At 64.1% G+C, this 24,502-nt stretch carries 22 protein-coding genes; 13 read left to right on the plus strand and 9 right to left on the minus strand.

Going from position 1 to position 24,502, the window contains the following annotated elements:
- The first annotated feature begins 26 nt into the window (after window positions 1–26).
- A complete protein-coding gene (locus BLV45_RS05520; RefSeq protein ID WP_090530009.1) occupies window positions 27–4,034 on the plus strand; it encodes an ESPR-type extended signal peptide-containing protein in 4,008 nt (1,335 codons plus the stop codon).
- An 82-nt stretch (window positions 4,035–4,116) separates the two neighbouring features.
- Complete coding sequence (locus BLV45_RS05525) at window positions 4,117–5,214, plus strand: OmpA family protein (RefSeq protein ID WP_090530013.1); 1,098 nt, start codon at window positions 4,117–4,119, stop codon at window positions 5,212–5,214.
- 72 nt (window positions 5,215–5,286) lie between these two features.
- Here BLV45_RS05525 and BLV45_RS05530 read toward each other — a convergent pair whose 3' ends face one another.
- Both BLV45_RS05530 and BLV45_RS05535 read right to left on the minus strand, forming a co-directional pair.
- On the minus strand, window positions 5,287–6,543 hold the full coding sequence (locus BLV45_RS05530) for a DUF3443 domain-containing protein (RefSeq protein WP_090530016.1): 1,257 nt from the start codon (window positions 6,541–6,543) through the stop codon (window positions 5,287–5,289).
- 13 nt (window positions 6,544–6,556) lie between these two features.
- Entirely contained in the window at window positions 6,557–7,021 is a 465-nt protein-coding gene (locus BLV45_RS05535) for a DUF2844 domain-containing protein (protein WP_090530019.1), read from the minus strand.
- A gap of 389 nt (window positions 7,022–7,410) precedes the next feature.
- Between BLV45_RS05535 and bamC the strand changes: the two genes are divergently transcribed.
- A complete protein-coding gene (bamC, locus tag BLV45_RS05540) occupies window positions 7,411–8,643 on the plus strand; it encodes an outer membrane protein assembly factor BamC (RefSeq protein ID WP_090530022.1) in 1,233 nt (410 codons plus the stop codon).
- A 471-nt stretch (window positions 8,644–9,114) separates the two neighbouring features.
- On the opposite strand, the gene BLV45_RS05545 is transcribed toward bamC, so the two are convergent.
- The 5 genes from BLV45_RS05545 to thiC all read right to left on the minus strand — a co-directional run bounded on the left by BLV45_RS05545 (window position 9,115) and on the right by thiC (window position 15,237).
- Window positions 9,115–10,044, minus strand: a complete 930-nt coding sequence (locus BLV45_RS05545; RefSeq protein WP_090530025.1) for a DMT family transporter — start codon at window positions 10,042–10,044, stop codon at window positions 9,115–9,117.
- A 227-nt stretch (window positions 10,045–10,271) separates the two neighbouring features.
- Complete coding sequence (locus BLV45_RS05550; protein ID WP_090530029.1) at window positions 10,272–11,870, minus strand: L-lactate permease; 1,599 nt, start codon at window positions 11,868–11,870, stop codon at window positions 10,272–10,274.
- A 306-nt stretch (window positions 11,871–12,176) separates the two neighbouring features.
- The gene (locus BLV45_RS05555) at window positions 12,177–12,620 is read right to left on the minus strand and encodes a hypothetical protein (RefSeq protein WP_090530032.1); all 444 of its coding nucleotides are present in this window, start codon (window positions 12,618–12,620) and stop codon (window positions 12,177–12,179) included.
- 301 nt (window positions 12,621–12,921) lie between these two features.
- Window positions 12,922–13,134, minus strand: coding sequence for a glycine zipper 2TM domain-containing protein (locus BLV45_RS05560; protein ID WP_090530035.1), 213 nt, complete (start codon window positions 13,132–13,134; stop codon window positions 12,922–12,924).
- A 171-nt stretch (window positions 13,135–13,305) separates the two neighbouring features.
- Window positions 13,306–15,237, minus strand: coding sequence for a phosphomethylpyrimidine synthase ThiC (gene thiC, locus BLV45_RS05565; protein WP_090530038.1), 1,932 nt, complete (start codon window positions 15,235–15,237; stop codon window positions 13,306–13,308).
- A 789-nt stretch (window positions 15,238–16,026) separates the two neighbouring features.
- Between thiC and BLV45_RS05570 the strand changes: the two genes are divergently transcribed.
- The 5 genes from BLV45_RS05570 to BLV45_RS05590 all read left to right on the plus strand — a co-directional run bounded on the left by BLV45_RS05570 (window position 16,027) and on the right by BLV45_RS05590 (window position 20,030).
- Entirely contained in the window at window positions 16,027–16,881 is an 855-nt protein-coding gene (locus BLV45_RS05570; protein WP_090530041.1) for a DUF1223 domain-containing protein, read from the plus strand.
- A 57-nt stretch (window positions 16,882–16,938) separates the two neighbouring features.
- Window positions 16,939–17,595 carry a cytochrome b/b6 domain-containing protein gene (locus tag BLV45_RS05575; RefSeq protein WP_090530044.1) on the plus strand — a complete coding sequence of 219 codons (657 nt, stop codon included), beginning with the start codon at window positions 16,939–16,941 and terminating at the stop codon, window positions 17,593–17,595.
- Window positions 17,592–18,368, plus strand: a complete 777-nt coding sequence (locus BLV45_RS05580) for a molybdopterin-dependent oxidoreductase (RefSeq protein ID WP_090530047.1) — start codon at window positions 17,592–17,594, stop codon at window positions 18,366–18,368. Before BLV45_RS05575 ends, BLV45_RS05580 begins: the two co-directional genes overlap by 4 nt.
- Window positions 18,369–18,512: 144 nt before the next feature.
- On the plus strand, window positions 18,513–18,746 hold the full coding sequence (locus BLV45_RS05585) for a pentapeptide MXKDX repeat protein (protein WP_090530049.1): 234 nt from the start codon (window positions 18,513–18,515) through the stop codon (window positions 18,744–18,746).
- 366 nt (window positions 18,747–19,112) lie between these two features.
- A complete protein-coding gene (locus BLV45_RS05590) occupies window positions 19,113–20,030 on the plus strand; it encodes an EamA family transporter (protein ID WP_090530052.1) in 918 nt (305 codons plus the stop codon).
- A gap of 134 nt (window positions 20,031–20,164) precedes the next feature.
- On the opposite strand, the gene BLV45_RS05595 is transcribed toward BLV45_RS05590, so the two are convergent.
- Window positions 20,165–20,302 carry an entericidin A/B family lipoprotein gene (locus tag BLV45_RS05595; protein ID WP_090530055.1) on the minus strand — a complete coding sequence of 46 codons (138 nt, stop codon included), beginning with the start codon at window positions 20,300–20,302 and terminating at the stop codon, window positions 20,165–20,167.
- Between the two features lie 190 nt (window positions 20,303–20,492).
- Window positions 20,493–21,923: a sensor histidine kinase gene (locus tag BLV45_RS05600; RefSeq protein ID WP_090530058.1), complete on the minus strand. Its 1,431-nt coding sequence runs from the start codon at window positions 21,921–21,923 to the stop codon at window positions 20,493–20,495.
- A gap of 273 nt (window positions 21,924–22,196) precedes the next feature.
- Between BLV45_RS05600 and BLV45_RS05605 the strand changes: the two genes are divergently transcribed.
- The 5 genes from BLV45_RS05605 (at window position 22,197) to BLV45_RS05625 (ending at window position 24,494) form a co-directional block, all read left to right on the plus strand.
- Complete coding sequence (locus BLV45_RS05605; RefSeq protein WP_090530061.1) at window positions 22,197–22,373, plus strand: DUF1328 domain-containing protein; 177 nt, start codon at window positions 22,197–22,199, stop codon at window positions 22,371–22,373.
- Between the two features lie 77 nt (window positions 22,374–22,450).
- Window positions 22,451–22,612, plus strand: coding sequence for a DUF1328 domain-containing protein (locus BLV45_RS05610; protein WP_090530064.1), 162 nt, complete (start codon window positions 22,451–22,453; stop codon window positions 22,610–22,612).
- A gap of 84 nt (window positions 22,613–22,696) precedes the next feature.
- Window positions 22,697–23,260 carry a ferritin-like domain-containing protein gene (locus BLV45_RS05615; protein WP_090530067.1) on the plus strand — a complete coding sequence of 188 codons (564 nt, stop codon included), beginning with the start codon at window positions 22,697–22,699 and terminating at the stop codon, window positions 23,258–23,260.
- 143 nt (window positions 23,261–23,403) lie between these two features.
- On the plus strand, window positions 23,404–24,036 hold the full coding sequence (locus BLV45_RS05620) for a response regulator (RefSeq protein WP_090530070.1): 633 nt from the start codon (window positions 23,404–23,406) through the stop codon (window positions 24,034–24,036).
- 8 nt (window positions 24,037–24,044) lie between these two features.
- Window positions 24,045–24,494 (plus strand): response regulator, encoded by a 450-nt coding sequence (locus tag BLV45_RS05625; protein WP_245753121.1) that lies wholly within the window; start codon window positions 24,045–24,047, stop codon window positions 24,492–24,494.
- The last annotated feature ends 8 nt before the right edge of the window (window positions 24,495–24,502 follow it).

Below are 24,502 nucleotides of genomic sequence, written 5' to 3' on the forward strand. Positions count from 1 at the left end.
AGTCACTACTCGTCTTAAGGTATTAAATGAACAAATCGCACCGCGTCGTCTGGAACGACGTCACGAACACGTGGGTTGCTGTGTCGGAACTCGCTACGGCAAGGCGGAGCAAGGCCTCACGGCGGGCCGGCATGGCCGTGGTCATGGCCGGTCTTGGCGCGATGGCGCTCGTGCCCGCGGCCGGCGCTGCCGAAACGGAAGACGCCCGGCGTATGCAGACCATGCTCGCCGGCCTGCTCGCTGCGCCCACCGCTGCTGCACCGGCCCCTGCGCTGACGGTCGCGGTTGACCCGACAATCTATATCGCGGTGAGCCCGAACGTGACGCAGGGCAACGCGACGTTTGCCTCGGATGCAACGAACGCCATGGCCATCGGCCCGGTATCGGCGGCGGCCGGTGAAAATGCATCGGCGATCGGTGCCGGGTCGTTCGCGGCGACCGACGGCACGACGGCTGTCGGTGCATTGGCGGCCGCGATCGGGCTGAACGCGACCGCGATCGGAAGCGGTGCCACGACCGGTACGGACGCGGAAAACTCCGTATCGATCGGCCGCCTGGCCAAGACGTACGGCGCGAATACCCTGGCCCTGGGTGGGCTCACCATCGCGCACGGCGAGGATTCCGCGTCTATCGGCACGAATGCATTCACGGCCGTTGGCGCAGACCGCTCGATGGCGCTTGGAATGAATGCCGCGGCAAACGTGAACGATTCGGTGGCGCTGGGTAGCGCATCGGTTGCTGACCGTGAGTTCACCATCTCGGTGGGTAACAGCACGACACAGCGGCAGATCGTCAACGTGGCGGGCGGCACGCAGGACAACGACGCGGTGAACGTCACGCAGTTGAAGGGGGTGATCAGCGCGATCGGCGGGGGTGCCGCACTGAATCCGGACGGCTCGATGACGCCGCCCGCCTACACCGTGGGCGGCGAGACGTACACAAACGTCGGCGACGCGATCACGCACGTGGACGGCGCGGTGACGAACGTGTCGAACATCGTCAACAACATCGAGAACGGCGCGGGCATCAAATACATGCACGTGAACTCGACGCTGGACGATTCGAGCGCCGAGGGTGTGGAATCCGCTGCGATTGGCGGCAACGCGCGCGCCACGGCCGACAACTCAGTAGCGGTGGGCGCCAACGCCGTTGCAGACCGCATGAATACGGTTTCCATTGGCGCAGCGGGCAACGAGCGGCAACTGGTCAACGTCGCGGCGGGCACAGCGGATACGGATGCCGTCAACCTGTGGCAACTGCGTCAGGCCGGCATCAATACCGACGGCGACGGCAACGTGACGAACGCGTTTGTCACGTATGACGACACGTCGAAAGGACACGTCACGCTGGGCGGCGCGGATGCCGCCGCACCAGTCGGTATCTCGAACCTCAAGGCGGGCGCGGTCACGGAAAGTAGTCACGATGCGATCAACGGCGGCCAGTTCTACGGCTTGGCGAGCAGTGTCGCCGACGCGATCGGGGGTGGCGCGAGTGTCAACCCGGATGGCTCGATGACAGGCCCGACGTACAACATCGGGGGCGACACCTACACGAACATTGGCGACGCGATCACGCATGTCGACGGCGCGGTGACGAACGTCACCAACGTGGTCAACAACATCGAGAATGGCGCGGGCATCAAGTACATGCACGTGAACTCGACACTGGACGATTCGAGCGCCGAGGGGGCGGAATCGGCTGCGATTGGCGGCAACGCGCGCGCCACGGCCGACAACTCAGTCGCTGTGGGCGCCAACGCCGTTGCGGACCGAGCGAACACGGTTTCCATTGGCGCGGCGGGCAACGAGCGCCAGCTGGCCAACGTCGCGGCTGGTACGGCCGACACGGATGCCGTCAATATGTGGCAGCTGCGTCAGGCCGGGATCAACACCGACGGCGACGGCAACGTGACGAACGCATTCGTCACGTATGACGACACGTCGAAAGGGCACATCACGCTTGGCGGCGTGGATGCTGCCGCACCGGTCGGTATCTCGAATCTCAAGGCGGGCGCAGTCGCGGAAAACAGTGGGGACGCGGTTAATGGCGGGCAACTGTACAACCTCGCTAACAGCGTCGCGAGCGCGATGGGCGGCGGCTCGGCGGTCACGCCCGATGGTGCCATCTCGCCGCCAACGTATACGGTAGGCGGCGACACCTATCAGAGCGTGGGCGACGCGATCACGCACATCGACGGCGACGTGACCAACGTGATGAACGTGGTCAACAACATCCAGAACGGCGTCGGCATCAAGTACTTCCAGACCCACTCCACACTGGCGGATGCCGTGGCGAGCGGTGACGAGTCGATCGCGATTGGCGGCAACGCGCAGGCGAGCGCGGACAATTCCGTCGCGCTGGGCGCCAACGCCACGACGACCGCCGATCTCACCCGGGAAGCGTATCGGCCTGGCTCCGGCCAGGTGGCGGGTGCCGCGCCCGTCGGTGAGGTGTCGGTCGGGTCGGAAGGCAATGAGCGTCGTGTGACGAACGTTGCAGCGGGTGCGGCTGATACCGACGCCGTCAATGTGAGCCAGCTGAAATCGGTTGTCGCGGGCAGCGTAGCCGACGCGGTGATGTACGACGATCCGGATCATGCGAGCATCACGCTGGGTGGCTCGGGCTCCACGACACCCGTGCGGCTGGGTAACGTCGCATCCGGCCAGGTGGTGGCGAACAGCACCGATGCCACGAACGGTGGCCAGATGTACAACCTGGCCAGCACGGTCGCCGATGCGCTCGGCGGTGGCACCGCTGTCAATCCGGACGGCTCGATTACGCAGCCCACGTACATCGTCGAAGGCGACACGTACCACAGCATCGGCGACGTGGTGAAGAATATTGACGGGCGCGTGACGACCAACACGAATTCGATCTCAAATCTCACGGAGATCCTGAACAACATCACGAACACCGGCGTGAGCGTGAAGTATGTACACGTCAATTCGTCGGGCGACGATTCGGTCGCGTCGGGCGCCGATGCCGTGGCAATCGGCGGCAATGCACGGGCGACTTTCGATAACTCGGTGGCGCTCGGGGCGAACTCGACGACGGATCGGGCCAATTCCGTGTCGGTCGGCTCGGTCGGGCACGAACGGCAGATCACCAACGTCGCTGCCGGTACGGCGGATACGGACGCGGTCAACGTCGCGCAGTTGAAGCAGGCAGGCGTGATTGACGGCGATGGCAATACAAAGACAGCGGTCACCTACGACACCCACGACGGCACGACCGACTATGCCAGCGTCACGCTTGGGAACGGCGCGGCGGGGAGCGGCACAGTTCTGCATAACGTCGGCACCGGCACGCTCGATTCCGACGCAGTGAACCTCGGTCAGTTGAACGATGCGCTGGGGAAAATCTCGAACGACATCTCGAGCGGCGGCAGTCCGTTCCTGAGTGTGAACGGCGATCGCGACAACGAACCGGCACTGGCAAGCGGCACACACGCGGCTGCGCTGGGCGCGAACGCGGTAGCGAATGGCACCGATGCAGTCGCGTTTGGCGCGAATGCCAATGCCACAGGAAGCGGCGCCACCGTGGTCGGGTCGGGCGCGAGTGTACGCGCCACGAACGCGACGGCACTCGGCTGGGGCAGTTCGGCGAGCGCCGATGGCGCGGTCGCGCTGGGTGCCGGTTCGGTGGCCGATCGGGCCAACACGGTTTCGGTGGGCAGCGTCGGTGCCGAGCGGCAGATCACGAACGTGGCGCCGGGCACGCAGGGCACGGACGCGGTGAACGTCAACCAGTTGAACGCCGCGCTCGGCCAGACCAGCCAGTCGATTCAGGATATCGACCGCAGCACGCGCAAGGGGATTGCCGCAGCGTCTGCGTTGCAGATCGTCACACCGTACCTGCCGGGCCGCACGACGCTGAACGCGGGCGTGGCGGGCTATCGCGGACAGGCCGCGCTGGGTCTTGGCGTGTCGCGCTGGAACGAGAAAGGCACGATCAATTTCAACGCAGGTGTCGCGTCTTCGGGCAGCAACAGCACGATCGTGCGCGCGGGCATCGGCATCGTTCTTGGCGATTGATCAAATCCGGACGTCCGGCACTGTGTGAGGGAGCGGGCGGCGCGATACGTCGATTGACCGTCGCCCGTTCCGAAGGAAAGTTATGAAACACTCGATTCTCGCGGCAGCCATGGCTGCCGCGCTTACCGGTTGCGCGGGCACGGCTTCGCGCGATCAACTGAACATTCAGAACCCAACTGTGTTGCAGCGAGGCTTCGGTGCGCCTCAAGACGTCTCGTCGGGCGCGGCCACGAAACAATGGACCGACGTCTACACGCAGATCAAACACCGTGGCGATGTGCTGGACACCCTGCAGGGCCGGCTCGATGCCGCTGGCCCGCGCAAGGACAGCTATGCAGGCGCGAAAGCGCAATGCTGGATCAACGCAGGCAAGGAAGCGTTTGCCGCGCACGACGACTGGGGCTTCGTCGAGGAGGCCATCGGCGAGGCCGCGCGACTCACCATCAGTCTGGACGTCGCGGACGGCGCTACGCCATCCGCGGCTCAAGCGACGGCGCAGTCCGAAGCGCAGGCGAACCCCGCGCTTCGGACAGTGGCAAAAGTGCGCCCGGACTTGTGGGACCAGCTGACGAAGGTTCGGGTCGACCCACGATTTGCCTGGTGTCCGCAGGCACGCAAGCTCGTCGCGTGCTCTGAAGTTGAACTCATGTACGCAGGCCATGAAGCCTGGACGCGTGCGTTCGACAAGGCGAAGCAGCGTACTGACGCGCTTCAGGATCAGGTCCGGGCCAGCGAGCAGGCGCTGTCGAGTTGCGCGGTGCCTGCACCGCCGCCGTTGCCGCTGCCGAAGGTCATGTCGCTCTCTTCGGACGCGCTCTTTGCCTTCGACCGGGGCGATGTATCGGCGATCACGCCGCAAGGGCGCGCTCAACTCGACGATATCGCGAACCGGCTGCGGGATAGCGGGTTTACTGACCGCATGACCGTGTCGGGCTACACGGACAGGCTCGGCACTTCCCTTTACAACCTCAGGCTGTCGCGACAGCGTGCGAACTCGGTGAAGCAATACCTGATCAGCAAGGGCGTGACGATTCCGATTGACGCACAGGGTTTCGGCAAAGCAGACCCCGGCACGGCCTGTACAACGCGCGACCGGAAAGCCTTGATCGAGTGTCTGGCGCCCGACCGGCGCGTGGACATCCGGTTCGTTGGGCAAAAGACCGTAACGCCCTCGCAGTAGTCCGGTTGCATGAGCCCATATGCGGTGATTGACCCGCGCGCGCCGCGCGGATCAATCACCGGCGTGGTTGGGCTAAAACGCGTAGTACGGACCGGTGCCGGCGGGTGTCGCGCGGGAATCGATGGCGGTGAAGACCTTGCGTCCGAAGAAAAACGGAAGGCCCCAGTCGAACACGTTCCCGGCGGTACCGGCGAGGTTGCTGAACGCAAAGTTTGACGTCGCGAACAACGTCTGGGCGTTGCCGACCGGGAACGACAGGGTGTTCATCGCGCTGTCGGTTCCCTTGATCGTGGCGACGGACGTTTGCGTCGATGTCGGGCAGTACCAGAGTCCGCAGACCGGTAATGTCGAACTGGTGAAGAAGAGTCCGTTAGAACCGCTATCGAAGAAGCTCTGCGTGTACGGCTTCCCGTCGACGGTAGTGGTGACGTAACCGGTACCCGAATTTGCCTTGAGAACCGTCGCGCCATCCAGGCTGTTGTTTGCCTGCGTCCCGATGCCGAAAGTCAGGGAGCCGGCCACGGACGGAGAGCCTGTCTCGGGAACCGCCGGCAGGTCGATGACAACACCGTTGTTGTCGAATGCAAAACGGCTGACGGGATTGGTCACCTGCGATGCGACGGGTTGCGCGGTGGACGTGCAGGTGCCATCGGACGCACAGGTGTAGTACCAGCGAGGTAGCGCAGTGCGGGCGCAGCCTGCGCCGCAATCCGCAGCAAAGAGTCCGATGCCCAGGATGCCGTTGCCGTGAAGCGTGCCCGTCGTCATCATTGCGAGCCCGGCGCGTCCGCAATCGGCCGGCACGGTTGGCACAGACGCGTCGGCAATGATGTGGACGGGCAACGCCGTGGCGATTTCGCCGGCCATGCGCACGTCGGCGCTGCGCACCGCGCCCCATGTGTAGCCGGTCCCGAACACGGCACACTGGCCAACCGTGCCGGTCGCCGAGGGCAGGGCGGGCAAGGTCAGGTCCGCGGGTAACGCGGAGGCGAGCAGGCGTAACCCCTGCGACCCCGTGTCGACCTGAACGTTGTCGATCGTCGCGCAGTGATCCGTGCCCGGTTCGCATACCGTGACGCTCGTCATCAGCATGTTGCGCGCGAGTCCAGGCGTCGCGCTTACGGTGACCGGCTGCTGGTTGGGGACCGTCGATTGCTGCACAGGAGGATTGACGGGTGTGCTCGCTGCAACCGGCGTCCCGGCGGGTGGCGTCGCGGAAGCGGGCGCGCTTGCGCTCTGATTGGTGGTCCCGTCTGTACCTCCGCCGCCGCAGCCGGCGATGGCAGCACAAAGCAGCAACACGCAGGGCAGGGACAATTTTGTCGCCATCGCGTGGACTCCGTCAGCGCAGGTCGTCGGCGGAGACGCCAGTGGGGAGCGCGCGAGGCAGCCAGGCGCGTCCCACGTAGCTGCGCATCTGGCCGCCTGATTCGACGATGACATCGGGTCGTGCAATGCGTGTCGCGTGAAGGGCGCTCTCGCTGGCCTGGGCGGACGCGGCGCCGTCGCGCCACGAATCGTAGAAGCTGCCGAGGAGTGTCTTCAGGTCGGGCATCGTCGGGCCCTGCCAGGTATAGGCGAAGATTTCACCGGCGGGTGTCGAGTATTCGTTGATTGTTGTGCCGCCGTCGTCAGTTGTCGTTCGTACCTGAAACAGGCCGCTTGTCAGCGAATGTACGACGGCTGCGTCCGAGGCAGGGGCGGGTGAGGCCATACCGCCCAGTTCCGCGCGGCACGTACCGGGCGCACTCATGGCACTGGCCAGCACGGCGGGCCACACGACATAAAACAGAATGACCTTGCTCATTGACGTATCCGGGAGAGTCTTTTCAGGTGGTGTTGAAACGTTCATTTCAAGATAACACCTGGTTTTCCTGAATAATCTGAAGCCCTTTGAGCAAGATCTGAATCAATCTCAGAATTGTCGATGGAGGATGTCGGAAAAGGTCTTACAAAACAGGGGTCTAGGATGATTTTGACCACGGCCCCGGTTGTGCCCGGAATGGTTGCCAACTGTTAAATTTGGGGCGTGCCAGACGACGTTTGCGCCAGGCCTGTCGGGCACCGGATTTGATGTCATCCGTCGCCCTTATTTACGGCCGAATGCGGGTTTTTGCACTTCCGGGCGCGGGACCGGTAAAATCACGGGTTGATCCACGGAAACTTGCCGTGGCGTAGCGGAAGGATTCCCTGAACATGACTGATCGTCGTCTTACCTCGCGGTTCGCAGCATTGCTGGTAGCAGGCGGGCTCGTCGCCGGCTGCAGCGCGCCGTCACCCACTCAAATCGACTACAAGAGCGACTCGAGATCGAAGGAAGTGTCGCTGGCCGTGCCGCCGAACATGACCGAAGAAACGGCCGATCAGCGGTCCCTGCCGCCGCAGGGCGGCGAAACGTCACTGTCCACGCTGAAACAGGTCCAGGAAACGGCGCCCGTCACGAACACAGTGGTGCCGGCGGTCGCGAACATGCACATCCAGCGCGATGGCACGGAAAGCTGGCTCGTGATCGACAACAAGTCGCCGGATCAGGCATGGCCGCAAATTCGCCGTTTCTGGCAGGAACAGGGTTTCCTGCTGGTCGTCGACCAGCGCGACAAGGGCGTGATGGAAACGGACTGGAACGAAACGCACGCGCAGATCAACGAAGGGTTCATCCGCAACACCCTGTCGAAGGCGATGGGTAACTCGTATGTGACGTCGGAGCGCAATAAATATCGCACGCGTCTCGAACCGGCGCCGAATGGCGGCACCTACGTGTTCGTGAGCCAGAAGGGCATGCGTGAAGCGCTGACCGGCCCGAACAACGACTCGAGCCAATGGCAGCCGAAGCCCAATGATCCGGGCCTCGAAACCGAATACCTGAAACGCCTGATGGCGGCGCTGGCGCTGGCCGACTCGCGTGGCCAGGCCGGCGGTTCGCAGTCTGCCGAGGCGTCGCTGGGCACCGTGCAAACCGCGCCTGCCCCGGCAACTGGGGCTTCTTCGGCCGCGAAATCCGCCGCGGCCGCCACGGCGGCGCAAAACGTCGCGCTTGCCGCGCAGACGCCGACGCCGGACGAGCGCGATGCGGGCGGCAGCCAGTACACGTCCACGGAACTCACGCTCGGCGAGCCGTACGATCGCGCGTGGCTGCGCGTGGGCCTGGCGCTCGATCGCAGCAACTTCACGGTGGACGACCGCGACCGTACGAAGGGTCTGTACTTCGTGCGTTATGTGGATCCGAAAGACATGTCCTCGGCCGAACAGGGCTTCTGGAGCCAGGTGTTCCACGGCAAGAAAGAGAAGGTCGCAAAGCAGTATCGCGTCAACGTCCGTGCGGTGACGCCGAACCAGACGCGCGTGGCAGTCGTCGACGAAAAGGGTGAAATCGATTCGTCCGCGCCGGCGAAGCAGATCATGGCGCTGGTGGTCGACCAGCTGCGCTGATCCGCGCTTCTCACGCGGTATGCGTGTCAAACCCGCTTGGCTGGCCCGCAGGCGGGTTTTTTGCATCCGCAGCCGATGAAATCCGTCCGGTTTTAATGAGCGCCAGCGGCCATCGCAGCGCCGCCGCGTGACGTGACATCACCGTGTAGAGAATCTGTGGGCCCGCGCGCCGGATCCGCGCGGGCTCCGTCGGCTGTCTTCGCACGCTGGCTGATGGTTTCGCCTGCGTGTCTCCCCGTGTAGCAGGCGAGGGTTTCGCCCGCGTGCCGCACGGCCTCAGGCGAGGATTTTGCCCACGTGCCTCCCCGGCAGCAGACGAAGCAGACGACGGTTTCGCCTACGTGGCTTCCCGGCAGCAGGCAGGGGTTTCGCCCGCGCATCTCCCGGCACCAAACGAAGATTTCGCCCACACGCCTCCCCGGCAGCAGGCAATTTTGACCCCTTGTGGCTGCGGGCCGACCGAATGACGATCTACCCGGCCTCGTGGCTGCGTGTGCCGAAACCTGGGATGCGTTTGATCACGCCAGTCGCCAGCGCCGTCCCGACGAGAATCACCGCGCATCCTTCGATCATGGCGGGTGAAACCGTCTCGCCGAGAAAGAGCGCGCCCCACAGGATGCCGAAGATCGGGATCACGAACGTGACGGTGATCGCGCGAGCGGGCCCGGCCACCGCGATCAGGTGGAAGAACAGCATGTACGCGACGCCGGTACACGCGACGCCCAGCGCGATCACGGCGCCCCACGCGTGCGCGGAGACCGGCGTGACGGGCCATGTGGCGATGGCGACCGGCAGCAGGAGAATCGTCGCGCCCATCATCGTGCCGGCGGCAACGGTGAGCGAGTCGACGCCCATCAGATGCCGCTTCGTGTAATTCGCCGCGATGCCATACAGCAGCGTCGCACCGAGCGCGGCGGCAGCGGCGAGCGCCGTGGTCGCGGGCGTGACGCCCGCGCCTTGCGGTGCGGCGATCTGTTCCCACACGAGCATCAGCACACCGAGAAAGCCGATCACCATGCCGAGGCTGCGCAGCGCGCTGAGCCGGTCCCTGAGCCACAGGAACGCGACGAGCGCACCCCATAGCGGCGTCGTCGCGTTGATGACCGAGGTCACCCCGGCGGAGAGCGTCAGCTCCGCATAAGCGAAGAGGCAGAACGGCGCCGCCGAGTTCAGAAGGCCCACGACGACGAGCGGCCACGCGCGGCTGCGCAGCGTGCCGAACGCTTCGCGCGCGGGACGTCGCGCGAGCAGCACGACGAGGAGAAACAGCGCGCCGATGCCGACACGCAGCGCCATCAGCGGCGCGACGCCAAAGTCGCTGACCCCGACGCGAATAAACAGGAACGACGCGCCCCACAGGGCCGCCAGAATGAGTAGCTGGATGAGATTCTTGAGGGTCATCGGAGGAGCGTCGCGCGCAGTTGGGTCGCGACTCGCAGGCATGGTAGCACCGGCATCCTGCGGAATGGTTCAGGCTGGAGTGAAACAGCAAGCGTGCGCGGACACCCCCCGTTATCGCACTACACTACGCCGCAATATCGTGGCACCGCCCCGCCCGCGGGCGGCGCCACGACAATCCGGATCCGCCCCCCGCCGTGCGGGGCGGGACACGCCAGGCGAGCGCGGATTTAATGCGGAATCATCCCCGTCAGCACGTTCTGCTGCAGCCAGACGAGCACCCCGAGCAGGATAGTGAGAAGAATCGAGTGTTTAAACGTCTTCGCGAACACCACGCCTTCCTTGCCCTTCAGTTCGGTCGTCGCGACACCGGTCGCGATGTTCTGCGGCGAGATCATCTTGCCCATCACGCCGCCGGATGAATTGGTCGCGGCCATCAGCACCGGGTTCAGGTTCAGCTGGTTCGCGGCCACGACCTGCAGGTTGCCGAAGAGCGCGTTGCCGGACGTGTCGCTGCCCGAGAGGAACACGGCCACCCAGCCAAGAAACGCGGACACCAGCGGAAAGAACGCGCCCACCGAAGCCGCACCCAGGCCGAGCGTGTAGTTCAGCCCCGAGTAGTTCATCAGATACGCGAGGCCGACGATCGTCGCCACGGTCAGGATGGCGATGCGCGTCTGCACCCAGGTGTCGACGATCGCGCGGCCGAACTCGTTGACCGGCAGGCGGACCACGAGCGACGTGAGGATCGCGGCCACGAGAATCGCGGTTCCGGTCGCGAGCGGCTGGAAGTCCCACACGGCGCTATACGGCGTGTTGTACAGCGTGATGAAGACGGCCTTGTCGAGGCCCGGCCACGGAATCTTGACGTCGCCGATCAGGAACACCTTCGCGATCGTCCAGACGATCACGACCGCCGCCACGATCAGCCACGGCGCCCAGCCCTGCGCGCCGCTCACCTTGCCGCGCACCTCGTTCACGCGATCGACGTTGATGGCGAACTTCGGATCGACGGCGGGCTTCCAGATACGCAGGAAGCTGATCGTCAAAATCAGCGAGACGAGCGACGACAGCACGTCCGTCAGGCTGTAGCTGATGTAGTTCGACGTGACGAACTGCGTCAGCGCGAAGCTTGCCCCCGAGACGAGCAGCACCGGCCAGACACGCATCATGTTGCGAAAACCGGCGTACACGCCGATCACGTAGAACGGCAGCAGCAGCGCGAAAAACGGCAACTGGCGGCCGACCATTTTCGCGAGCGCATCGGTGGGCAGGTGCGTGACCGCGCCGAGCACCGTGATCGGCACGCCGAGCGCGCCGAACGCGACCGGCGCGGTGTTGAAGATCAACGTGAACGTGAGCGCCTCGAGCGTCGGGAAGCCGAGCAGAATCAGAAGCGAACTCGTGATCGCGATGGGCGTGCCGAAACCGGCGATGCCCTCGAGCAGCGCGCCGAACGAAAAGCCGATCACGACCAGCACGATGCGCCGGTCGTTCGGCAGGTTGTCGATCATCCACATCCGGAAGGCGGCGAAGCGTCCGGACTTCAGCGCGATGTTGTAGAGCAGGATCGCGGCGAACACGATCCACATCACGGGCCAGCACGCGAACACGGCGCCCGCCACCACCGAATTGATCGCGAGTCCAACCGGGAACTGCCAGCCGAAGATCGCAACCAGCAGGCCGACGATCAGCCCGGCAAGCGACGCCTGCCACGCGGGCCTTCGCGCCCACCCGAGCAGGACGAGCACGACGATGATCGGCAGCGCGGCAACAATGAACGATGGCAACAGGGCGTTGCCGATGGGAGTCAATAGCTGGTGGAACATCACGTCTCCTTCGTTGTTGTAGGAATCGACGCGCAATAACCGATCTGATCGCCGCGCCGCTTGAGACAGGACGGACCGAAGCGACATCGTCGGGCCAGACGACGCTGCTTCGCTAATTAAACAGATAGTTCGTGAACCAGTCGCAGCATAGAGACCTGCGCCGCGCCGTCAAGCAGGGAAACTACCGGCGACGCAATGCTGAAGGCAAAACGAAAGCAAACGGTTTGATTCGATGTGTCGGCATGGCGTCAGACGCGCGCCCCCACGATGCAGGATGCCCCCGTTCCGAGGCGCGACGACACACCCTTAATGACCGTGTCCTCCGCCGTGGTAGTAGCCACCGCCGCCGTGGTGATAACCGCCGCCGTGGTAGTACCCGCCACCGTGATAACAGCATCCACCGCCCCAGAACCCGAAGCCGATCGCGACGGATGGCCCATACCACGCGGGATAGCCGTAATACGCGGGGTAAGCCGGGTAGGCGGGGTAGTAGGCCGGCACGGCTGTATAGACGGGGGGCACGTAGCCGGTGGACGCCGTGTTTGACTGTGCTGGCGGCACCGCCTGCGTGTAGACGCCGTTCTGGTCGGGTTGCTGGCCGACGGGCATGTCCTGCTGGGTCGCGGCAGCAGGGACGGCGTTATAGCCGTAGTAGCCGTACGGGTAATAACCGTACGGGTAGTAGCAGCCGGACAGCGCCAGCAACAGGGTGACGCCGGCTGAACGGACGATGATGGAGACGGGCTTCATGACGCACTCCCTGATTGGCCACGCTGCGTGACCATACCGCGGCCAGCACGTTATTCCGACGTGGGGTCGCGTCCATCGCGCCGCCTCGCCGGGCGATGCGATTTCTTGAGCTTACGCCGACGTCGGCCATAAGGGGGCAGGAAGCGGTTACCGCATATTTCACGGTCACCTGCCTGTGCCAGAACCCGCGCAGACGGAGGCCGGCACGCTGTTCATGCGCGACCCATCGTCCGACGGTTCAACCCACAACCCGCGATGGCAGCGCGTACAAGGTCAGCCAGTCAAGGCGTCATTCGATCGCTTACTTCCCGACCTGATTTCCGACTACCCCGCCGACGGCGGCACCGCCGAGCGTCGACAAAGCGCTGCCGCCGATCACGGCGCCCGCTGCGCCACCCACGCCTGCGCCGATTGCCGTGTCCCGCGTACGCGGGCTCATGCCGTCGCAGGCCGACAGACTCGCGACCACCGTGACCAGGGCCGCAATCGCGCTCACTCGCTGAACCGCTTTCATGATGACAACTCCTTCTGTCTGGATGATGAAAGGAGAAGCAACCCGCGTTCCTGCCCATGCGGACGACACCCGCGATACGACGCGCACAAAAAAGGAAAGCCCGCCGAAGCGGGCTTCCTTACCTGTCATCCACGCGCGGTGTCGCGCGTGTGCGGCACTTATTGCCGTGAATTACTGCCGCTGATAGATCTCGGCACCTTTCTTCATGAACTCGATCGACTTCACTTCCATTCCCTTTTTCAAGGCTTCGTCGTCGCTGATGCCTTGTTGCGCTGCGTATTCGCGCACGTCCTGCGTGATCTTCATCGAGCAGAAGTGCGGCCCGCACATCGAGCAGAAATGGGCGACCTTCGCCGAATCCTTCGGCAGGGTTTCGTCGTGGAATTCGCGCGCCTTGTCCGGGTCGAGGCCGAGGTTGAACTGGTCTTCCCAGCGGAATTCGAAGCGTGCCTTCGACAGCGCGTTGTCGCGCACCTGCGCGCCCGGATGACCCTTCGCGAGATCGGCGGCATGCGCGGCGAGTTTGTACGTGATGATGCCGGTCTTCACGTCGTCCTTGTTCGGCAGGCCCAGGTGTTCCTTCGGCGTCACGTAGCACAGCATCGCCGTGCCGAACCAGCCGATCATCGCCGCGCCGATGCCCGACGTGATGTGGTCGTAGCCCGGCGCGATGTCGGTCGTGAGCGGCCCGAGCGTGTAGAAGGGCGCTTCGTCGCACCATTCCAGCTGCAGGTCCATGTTTTCCTTGATCAGCTGCATCGGCACGTGGCCGGGGCCTTCGATCATCGTCTGCACGTCGTGCTTCCACGCGATCTGCGTGAGCTCGCCGAGCGTCTTCAGCTCGCCCAGTTGCGCTTCGTCGTTCGCGTCGTAGATCGAGCCGGGGCGCAGGCCGTCGCCGAGCGAGAACGCCACGTCGTACGCCTTCATGATTTCGCAGATGTCTTCGAAGTGCTCGTACAGGAAGCTTTCCTTGTGGTGCGCGAGGCACCACTTCGCCATGATCGAGCCGCCGCGCGACACGATGCCGGTCATGCGCTTCGCGGTGAGCGGCACGTATTGCAGGCGCACGCCCGCGTGAATCGTGAAGTAGTCGACGCCTTGCTCGGCCTGTTCGATCAGCGTGTCGCGGAAGATTTCCCACGTCAGGTCTTCGGCCTTGCCGTTGACTTTTTCGAGCGCCTGATAGATCGGCACCGTGCCGATCGGCACCGGCGAATTGCGGATGATCCATTCACGCGTTTCATGAATGTGCTTGCCGGTGGAGAGATCCATCACCGTGTCGCCGCCCCAGCGGATCGCCCACGTCATCTTGTCGACTTCCTCGCCGATCGACGACGTGACCGCCGAGTTGCCGATGTTCGCGTTCACCTTCACGAGGAAGTTGCGGCCGATGATCATCGGTTCGCTTTCCGGGTGGTTGATGTTGTTCGGAATGATCGCGCGGCCGCGCGCCACTTCCTCGCGCACGAATTCCGGCGTGATTTCCTTCAGCGCATCGGGGCCGAACGCGCTGGCACCGAACGCCTGGCCCGGGTGCTGGCGGCCCATCATCGCGGCGAGCTTTTCGCCGTTCGGGCCGCTCGTGCGCAGGCTTTCCAGATATTCCGCGCGACGCTGGTTCTCGCGAATCGCGATGTATTCCATTTCCGGCGTGACGATGCCTTGCCGCGCGTAGTGCATCTGCGACACGTTCTTGCCGGCCATCGCGCGACGCGGCGTGCGATGCAGGCCCTGAAAGCGCAGATCGGCGGTGGCGGCATCGGCGGCACGTTCGCGGCCGTAGTCGCTCGTCAGGCCCGGCAGCGCCTCGGTGTCGCCGCGCGCTTCGATCCAGCGCTGGCGCAGCGCGGGCAGACCTGCGCGGATGTCGATGTGCGCGTCCGGATCGGTGTACGGGCCCGACGTGTCGTAGACATAGACCGGCGGATTCTTTTCACCGCCGAAGCTGTCCGGCGTGTCGGACTGCGTGATTTCGCGCATCGGCACGCGGATATCCGGCTGCGAACCGGTGACGTAGACCTTGCGCGAATTCGGCAGGGGGGCGACGGCAGCAGCATCGACGTGAGCGTCGGCGGAAAGAAACTTCGGATTGGCGTTCATGTGTATCTCCTGTGTCGACCGGAGTTGACGCTTTAGCGTCTTACTCCGGTCCCATGCAATTTATTGCGGTCGACCGGAGTTGACGCTTTAGCGTCTTACTCCGGTCCCATGCAAAGCAATGTGGGGTGCCGATGTATCAGCTAGGCAGGAGATCGAGACGGAAGTGGCGGATTCGCTTGAAAGGTGAAGCTATGGGTAAGCGGCGAAATCCGTACGCTTCCCTGCGCTGGCATTATCCAGATCAGGTTCAAAGGGTATTTCTCACCCACGAAGCACACCGACCATCGTTCGATGCGCCACGCAGGACCCCCGCGTTAGCAGCGCACACAATACCCTGGGTTTTGGGCGCATGGCAACCCGTCGCAAAAAAATCGTCGCAGCGCGTGGCGCGTGATTCACGCCAGCATTTCGTCTGACGTTGCGGTTTTCTTTCGACTTTTCTTGTTACCGGATACGCGCCGGGTGGTAACCATTTCGTAATCTCCGAAGCTCGCCGCCGTTGCGTTTCCGGGCGTTGCATTAGCATGAAGAGCGTGGCCGACGGGCGTCGCACGATGTTCATCTCACGCAGTCAACGCGGGCACGCCGGCATCGATGCGGGAGCGTATCGCACACCCATAAACGCAAGAGTGGTTTCTGGCAACGCCCATCCTTTTAGGCTACCGCTACATCCGCAAAAAAAATTCATCCCTGCTGTCATAACCGCGGATGCGCAACGACAAACGTGCAGATTTCCAGACGGAACTTGCCATGCAAACACTTTCAACCCCGCTTTCAACCCGGTCGTCGATGTCGCGCGAAACTGCGCGTCACGCACGCGCCGTGCGCGGTTTCGCACTCGCGCTCGCGCTGGCGACGAGCGGTGCCGCGCAGGCCGCCACCGCGATGTGTACCGCGCACAGCCCGGCGCACCGCGTTGCGCTCGTCGAGCTGTACAGCAGCGAGGGGTGCAACAGCTGTCCGCCCGCGGACCGCTGGCTGGGCCAATGGAAGGGCGGTGGCGTGCCGGAAAGCGTCGTGCCGCTCGCGCTGCACGTCGATTACTGGAACAGCCTTGGCTGGACGGACCGCTTTTCGCAGCATCGATTCACCGAGCGTCAGCAAAGCCTGACCGATCGGGCGGGCGGTCACACGATCTACACGCCGGAAGTGTTCGTCGCCGGCCGCGAACTGCGCAGCTGGTCGCAGCGTTCCAGCTTCGAGTCACGCGTGCAGGACGTGACGGCAAGCCCCGCACAGGCCAATGTCGCGATCGCCCTCGCGCCGCGCGCGCCATTAGCCACGGGTGCGGCAGCCGCGCTCGATGTCGACGCCACCTTCACCGCGCGCGCAACCAGCAGCGACAGGCTGAATGCTTATGTGGCGGTCTATGAAAACGGTCTCAGTTCGCAGGTGCGCGCGGGCGAAAACAGCGGCGTGACGCTGCATCACGAGCGGGTTGTGCGGCAGTGGATCGGGCCGGTGCCGCTCGTCGCCGGTAATGCGCGGATTCATCAGGATGTCGCGTTGGGCGCGTTCGATCGCGATGCCGGCGCCGGCACAAATACGTCCGCGTCAGGGAATAAATTCGGTGTGGTTGCGTTCGTTGAGGATGCCGCGACGGGTGATGTGCTTCAGGTGGCCGATCTCGCCGCCTGCCACTGAACCCTCGCACCACTGGACCACTGAACCCACTGAACCACGAAAACCGAGGAGCGTTCGATGCACACGTCCCGTCTTCACGCCAACGCCGCGCCGCCGGCCGCACCCGCGAGCGGCGCGATACATCCCGCCTGGGTGCGCGTCACGCACTGGCTCAACGCGCTCGCCGCCATCGTCATGATGCTGTCGGGCTGGCGCATCTACGATGCGTCGCCGATTTTTCCGGCGTTCATGTTTCCGCCGTCGCTGACGCTCGGCGGCTGGCTCGGCGGCGCGCTGCAATGGCATTTCGCCGCGATGTGGCTGCTGGTCTTCAACGGCCTCGTGTATCTCGCACTCAATCTCGCGGGCGGTCGCTTCTGGCACAAATTCCTGCCGCTCTCGCCACGCGCGATTGCCCGCGATCTCGTGGCCGCGCTCACGGGCAAGCTCTCGCACGCCGATCTGCGGCAGTACAACGCCGTGCAGAAATTCGCCTACCTGTTTGTGATGGGCGACCTGATCCTGCTCGTGCTGTCGGGCCTCGCGATCTGGAAGTCGGTGCAGTTCCCGCTGCTGCGCGAACTGATGGGCGGCTACGACACCGCGCGCATCGTTCATTTCACCGCGATGTCGCTGATGGCCGCGTTCATCGTCGTACACGTCGTGATGGTCGCGCTCGTGCCGCGCTCGCTGCTGACGATGCTGCGCGGCCGCCTGGGAGGATCCCGATCATGAAACCGGAACACAAACCCGCGTTCGAACTCGACCGCGAATCGATCCTGATCGACGCCCGCCGCGAACTGGCGATACCGTCACGGCGCCTCTTCGGCAAGCAGCTCCTGACGCTGGGCGGCCTCACGATGTTGACCGGCTGCTCGATCACCGACAACGATTCGGTCAACACGTTTCTCACCGCCGTGTCGCGCCTGAACGACCGCGCGCAGGCGTTCATTTTCGATCCGAAGCAGATGGCGCCGACCTACACCGAAGCGCAGATCACGCGGCCGTTTCCGTTCAACGCGTTCTACGACATCGACGAGGTGCCGGAAGTCGACGCGTCGGGCTACAAGCTCCAGCTGAGCGGCCTCATCACCGGCAAGAAGACGTGGACGCTACCCGAACTCTACGCATTGCCGCACGCCGAGCAGATCACGCGCCACATCTGCGTGGAAGGATGGAGCGCGATCGGCCGCTGGGGCGGCACGCCGTTCGGCGATTTCCTGCGACGCGTGGGCGCGGACACCACGGCGAAATACGTCGGCTTCAAATGCGCGGACAACTACTTCGAAAGCATCGACATGCCGACGGCGCTTCATCCGCAGACGCTGCTCACGTTCGACTATGACGGACAGCGTTTGCCGCCGAAATACGGCTTCCCGATGAAGCTGCGGATGCCCACCAAGCTTGGCTACAAGAACCCGAAGCACATCGTCGAGATGTTCGTGACGAATACGTATCCCGGTGGCTACTGGGTCAACCAGGGCTACAACTGGTTCGGAGGCTCCTGACGCGCGCGGGTCGGGCGTGCGGGCCTGCGGAGATTGGCAGGTGGATTTGCAGATGGACGGCGCGACACGACCCCGGACGGCAGAAGCTTCAGAAATACCCGGCACACGCCGGTTCAACCTTTGATAACAAAATGGAGTGATCTCATGAAAAAGCTCGTAATCGCAGCACTGGCAATCGTATCCCTCGCCGCTGGCACGTCGGCGTTCGCGCAGCAGGCGAGCGGCGCGATGGCTAACGGCGCGATGTCGCACGATTCGATGTCCAAGGACACGATGTCGAAGGATTCAATGTCGAAGGACAAGATGAGCCACGGCAAGATGAAAAAGGGTGGCTCGATGGGCATGAAGCACGAGGCATCGGGCGCAATGGCGAACTGACCGGTACACGCGGCGTCCGGCGCACTGCGCCGGTGCCGCCGGTATTGGCGCAAAAAGAACCGGGCCCGCTCACGCGGGCCCGGTTTTTCATGGGCTGCAGCGATTATTTACATTTGCTTTCAGTGAGACCGATCGACGGTATTGCATAATGCTGCCGACGCCCGCCGAACGTGGGCTCGATCCGCGCCTGATCCGCGCCATTGCGTATCAGGCCGGCCCATTTTCCGCCAGCAAACGTTTCCTGCCGCACCTCCGCCATGCCGTCCTGCTTCAACCGCCCATCCGCCTCTTCCGGGCGGCGCACACCCCCACGTCCCCATGCCGCCGCCAGGCTGGCCCGTTCATCGGCGTGGGCGGGTTGAGCGCATGTCGTTCCAGTTTCCTGAAGCTTTCCCGTTTCGCGCACCGAAGACACCTCAAGGCCGCATCGCGCTCGCGCTGACGGTCGTCTATATCGTGTGGGGCTCGACGTACCTCGCCGTACACGTGGCGCTCGGGTCGTTCCCGCCGCTGCTGCTCTCGGGGCTGCGTAACCTGTTCGCGGGCATCGGCCTCTTTGTCTTCGCGGTGCGTCGCCGGCCGGCCAGGCCGACCGCGGCGGAAGTCCGCAACGCCGGGCTCGTCGGCACGATGCTGGTGGGCCTGTCGAGCGGCATGCTGGCCTACGGGATGCGGACGGTCGGCACCGGCACGGCCGCCGTCATGGTCGCCACCGTGCCGCTCTTCGCGACCGTGATCGCGGCGCTCGCGGGCCGCAAGATCGGCAGGGGCGAATGGTTCGCGATCGGTCTCGGCCTCGCCGGTATCGCGATCCTGAGTCACGGCGATACGTCGCCGGGATCGGCGGGCGGCAGCCTCGCGATCCTGTGCGGCGCGCTCTTCTGGGCGGGCGGCGCGCATCTGGCCGGACGGCTGAAACTGCCGTCCGACCTGTTTCTGTCGACGTCGCTACAGATTGGCCTCGGCGGCGCAATGGCGACGCTCGTCGCGTGGCTGGCCGGCGAACGGATGCAGGCGGTGCATTTTCTGCCGGCGGTTGCGTTCCTGTATCTGATGCTGGTCGGCACGATGGCCGCGTACGTCGCGTATGGCTACCTGATCCGCCACACGAGCCCGATCATCGCGAGCAGCTGCATGTACGTGAATCCGGTCGTCGCGGTCGCGCTCGGCGCGCTGCTGCTCGGCGAGCCCGTGACGCACTCGACCGTGGTCGCGACCGCGGTGATTCTGGTGAGCGTCGGCCTGTCGTTCTGGTTCGACTCGCGCCGGCGCGGTGTCGCCTGACTGGTTTTTCGACCCGCATGCACGGCTTCAATGCATCGGTGAACGCACGGAACGTCGACCTGTATCTCGTGGCACCAGGTGCCGACATCACAACCGTGAATGTGCGCACCCGAAGGCGCGCACGGACAGCGGAATTATTTCGCTTTTTCCGCCGAGTTCGAAATGGCGTCGCCGCCCTTCGAGATATCCTGACCCGCGCCCGCAACGGTATTGCAGCCGGTGGCCAGCATCGCGGACCCCGCGAGCAGAAGCAAAGCGATCAGTCGAGTCATGAGTGTTCCCCTTATGAAGTGGCATCGACACACGCGCCATGTGGCTCGACGCGTGTTATCCATTGTCCGGCCGGGCGATGAAGCAGACCGATCCGGTCTGATTGCATGTTAAAAAAAGGGACGGGCACACGCTGTCGGTGCGGCTGCGATTTTCCTGTAGGCGCGCTCCGGTGTTTGCGTCGGCGCAGTCCTACGTGCGCGCCTCGGGTGCCGTGACCGGCGGCGAATCGGTGGAGCGCGCCGATGACGCCGACGCCGCTTCACCGGATGGCTTGATCGTGCTGACCGTCGGCATCGTGACGCGAATGTCCGTGCCGCCGGCAACGCCGCGCCGGATATCGAAACGGCCGCCGCGCGCGGCGACCCGCTGGCGCATGCCGAGCAGCCCGTGAGTGTGCGTGCGCCTGAGATCGGCGGGCGTGATGCCGATGCCGTTGTCCGCGATATACAGCGCGACCTGGTCTGCATGCATCGTCAGGCCGATCGACACGCGCGACGCGTTCGCATACTTCGCTGCGTTCGTCAGCGCTTCCTGGGCGACGCGAAAGAGGGCGATCTCCGTCTGCTCGTCGAGCTTGATGTCGTCGTCGGGAAGGTGCTGGTCGAGCATCCAGCCGTTGCGTTGGGCCGCTTCGTCGCCGAGCGTGCGAAGCGCGGTGACGAGCCCGAAATTGGCGAGCACGGTGGGCCGCATGTCCTCGATGATGCGCCGCTTCAGCGCGATGCCCTGATCCAGGTTGGCGAGCGCGCGCATGAGCTTTTCGGAGATCACGGGCTCGTTGTCCTTCAGCTTGCGGTTCGCCCAGGCGACGTCCATCTTGCTCGCCGTGAGAATCGCGCCGAGCTCGTCGTGCAGCTCGCGCGCAAGCTGCGTCTTCTCGTTTTCGCTGACGGCCTGCAGGTGCCAGCCGAGCGCCTCGAGCTGGCGCGTGCGCTCGGTGACAAGCTGGTCGAGTTCTTCCTGCTGCGTGACGAGCTGGCGCTGCACGCGCGCCTGCCGCTCGAACTGGATGCCGAGGTTACGGAACAGCAGGATGAACAGCACGATGTTCAGCGCCGACAGCCCGCCCGCGACGAACGTCGAGATGCGCTGGTCGGTGCGACTCGCGTCGAGCGCGTGCTGCGCACGGCGCTCTTCGTTGTCGCGCAGCAGCGTGAGCGTGCTTTCGACGAGCGCGATATCGACGGGACGCGCCGCTGTCGTGACCGGACAGTTCGCCAGATCGACGTCGGGCGCGGCATGCTGCAGCGCGTCGCGACCCGCGCCCGTGCGCGCCTCGATCAGCCACGCGATCTGGCTGAAGCTCGCCTGCTCCGCGCTGTCGGCGCGATGCCGGAAGTAGGCGTCGAGTTGCTGCGAGGTCTGACGAATCTTTCCCGCGGTCGCGCAAAAGCCGCTCGCCCCCAGTTGCTGTTTCGTCAGAAGGAAGGTGCTTTCGTCGGCGGTGAGCTGCGCGAGTTGCGCGGCGAGCGTGCCCAGTTGCACCGTTGCGCCCTTCGCTTCGAGCGCGGTTTCGTATTCACCCGCGATGCGCTGGCGTCCCGTTTCGAGAATCACGAGGCCCCCGACCGTGATGACGATCGCCACCGTCATCGCAATTGCCCAGCTGCGCTCGCGCATCCAGTCGTTGAGTCGTGCCACTGTGTTCAAGGTCGCTCCCGGATTGAAGCACCAGTGTAGCGTCTGTCGCGCGGTATGCGTTTTGTAGTGTCTTTTGCCACGAGCGCTGTTCAACGCAGGCGCGCACGGCACATGCGGACATGTAAAGCTTTCATCATGACGTGTAAGCGGATTCTCACACGAAAAACGGCGTGAGCCGGAGTGTCAACGTCGGCGCGCATCTTTACGATGGGAACCAGTCCCAGTCTCTTACGCATACAGGAGGAAACGATCATGCTCAAGTGGGCGCTGATTTTCGCCGTCATCGCGGTCGTCGCCGGCCTCTGTGGATTCACTGGCATTGCAGCAGGTGCAGCGGGCATCGCCAAGTTCCTGTTCGTGCTGTTCCTGATCCTGTGCGTGGTGTTCCTTGTGATTGGCTTCGTCGTCGCGAAAAAAATCGTCGACTAGCGAAGCGCGTTCTGGAGCCTGTTCCGCTCAATGCTTCAACGCTTCAGCCAGAACCAGAAGTCACAGGGAGAAACGCCATGCTCCACTATGCAGTCGTGTTTTTCGTCATAGCGATCATCGCCGCCGTGTTCGGTTTTACCGGCATCGCGGCGGGCGCGGCGGAAATCGCCAAAATCCTGTTCTATATTTTTCTCGTTGTTTTTGTCGTCACGTTGCTGCTCGGCGTGTTTCGGGCGTAGCCTGGACATTCACCGCTGTCAGGCGCGCTGCCGCCTTCGCGGCACGCGCGCGGTTCCCCACAGATCAGTACAAGGAGTTGTCAAATGTCGAAAACCTCTAGCGGGCAAAGCGCGGCGAAAGGCGCTTTTGTGATGGACGTGAAGAAGATCCGCGAGCAGGCGCGCCAGCACATGTCCGAAGGATCGGTCACACAAAGCTATGCCGCGGATCGTGAGACGGTGCTCAAGCTGCTGAACGATTCGCTCGCGACGGAAATCATCTGCGTGCTGCGTTACAAGCGCCATTACTTCATGGCCAAAGGGATCAATTCGGAAGGCGTCGCGACGGAGTTTCTCGAACACGCCAACGAAGAGCAAGGTCACGCCGACCTGCTCGCCGCGCGCATCGTGCAGCTGGGCGGCGAACCGGACTTCGCGCCCGACGGCCTCGCTGCGCGCGCGCACTCGGAATACAAGGAAGGCAAGGACCTGACCGACATGATTCGCGAGAACCTGATCGCCGAGCGCATCGCCATCGATTCGTATCGCGAGATCATCAACTACATCGGCGACAAGGACGTCACGACGCGCCGTATCTTCGAGGAAATCCTGGCCGTCGAGGAAGAGCACGCCGACGACATGGCGGATCTGCTCGAAGGCCGCAAGTAGGCGAAGCGGCGGGTGACGCGGCTGGTGAAGCGGAAAACGCGGTGCGGTTGCGTCGCACGGAAACGGTCCCGGCATGCATACACCGGGACACCACTACAATAGGTACCTGGGACAGATCGCCACGGCACCACGGATGGGAACCGATGATTCGAGTCTTGATAGCGGACGATCACGCCATCGTACGAGGCGGGTTCAGACAGTTCGTCGCCGATGAGCCGGACATGTGCGTCGCGGCGGAAGCCTCGACCGGTGACGAAGCGATCAGTCACGTGCGCGAGCAGGCGTTCGACGTCGTGCTGCTCGACATCGCGATGCCCGACAAGAACGGTATCGACACGCTGCGCGTCATCAAGCAGGTGCGCCCGGAGCAGGGTGTGCTGATTCTGTCCGGTTACCCCGAGAGCCAGTACGCGATCAACCTGCTGCGCGCGGGCGCCAACGGCTATCTGAACAAGGACTGCGAGCCCGACGAGATCGTGCGGGCAATCCGCGCGGTGGCGCGCGGGCACCGTTATCTGTCGGAGACGGTGGCCGATACGCTCGCGAACAAGCTCGACAAACCGGCCGCGGGCCAGCCGCACGAGCAGTTGTCGGAGCGCGAATTCCAGATCTTCCGCAAGCTCGCCGCCGGACAGATTCCCACCGACATCGCCGAAGAACTGCATCTCTCCGTGAAGACGGTGAGCACCTATCGCGCCCGCGTGCTGGAGAAAATGAATCTCACGAATAACGCGGACCTGACGTACTACGCGATCAAGAGCGGCCTGATCGACTGATGCACGCAATGGCAAACGATCCCATGAGCCGCGAACCCGACACGCTTTCCGACGAGACCCGCGACGCACCGTTACGCGTGCTGCTGATCGAGGATTCGCCGCTGATCCGGCGCAGTCTGGTGGAAGCGATCGACGCCTCCGGCACGCTCCAGGTGGCCGCCTGGGCCGACACCGCCGACGACGCCATCGCGCTGCTCAACGACGGGGAGTTCGACGCCGTGATCGTCGATCTGCAGCTCAAGCACGGTTCAGGCGTGCCGGTGCTGGCGCATCTTCAGCGCGATGGGCTGATCGACACGACCTTCGCCGCAGTGCTCACGAATCACGCGTTGCCGGCGTACCGGGCGCGCTGCGAGCAGTACGGCGTGCGGCACTTCTACGACAAATCGTTCGAGTTCGACCGCGTGATCGACGCGTTGCACGACTACGCGCGCTCGCGCCGCAGCCCGCCCGTCTGATTGACGAT

The sequence above is a fragment of the Paraburkholderia sartisoli genome, assembly GCF_900107685.1.
GTDB lineage: Bacteria > Pseudomonadota > Gammaproteobacteria > Burkholderiales > Burkholderiaceae > Paraburkholderia > Paraburkholderia sartisoli.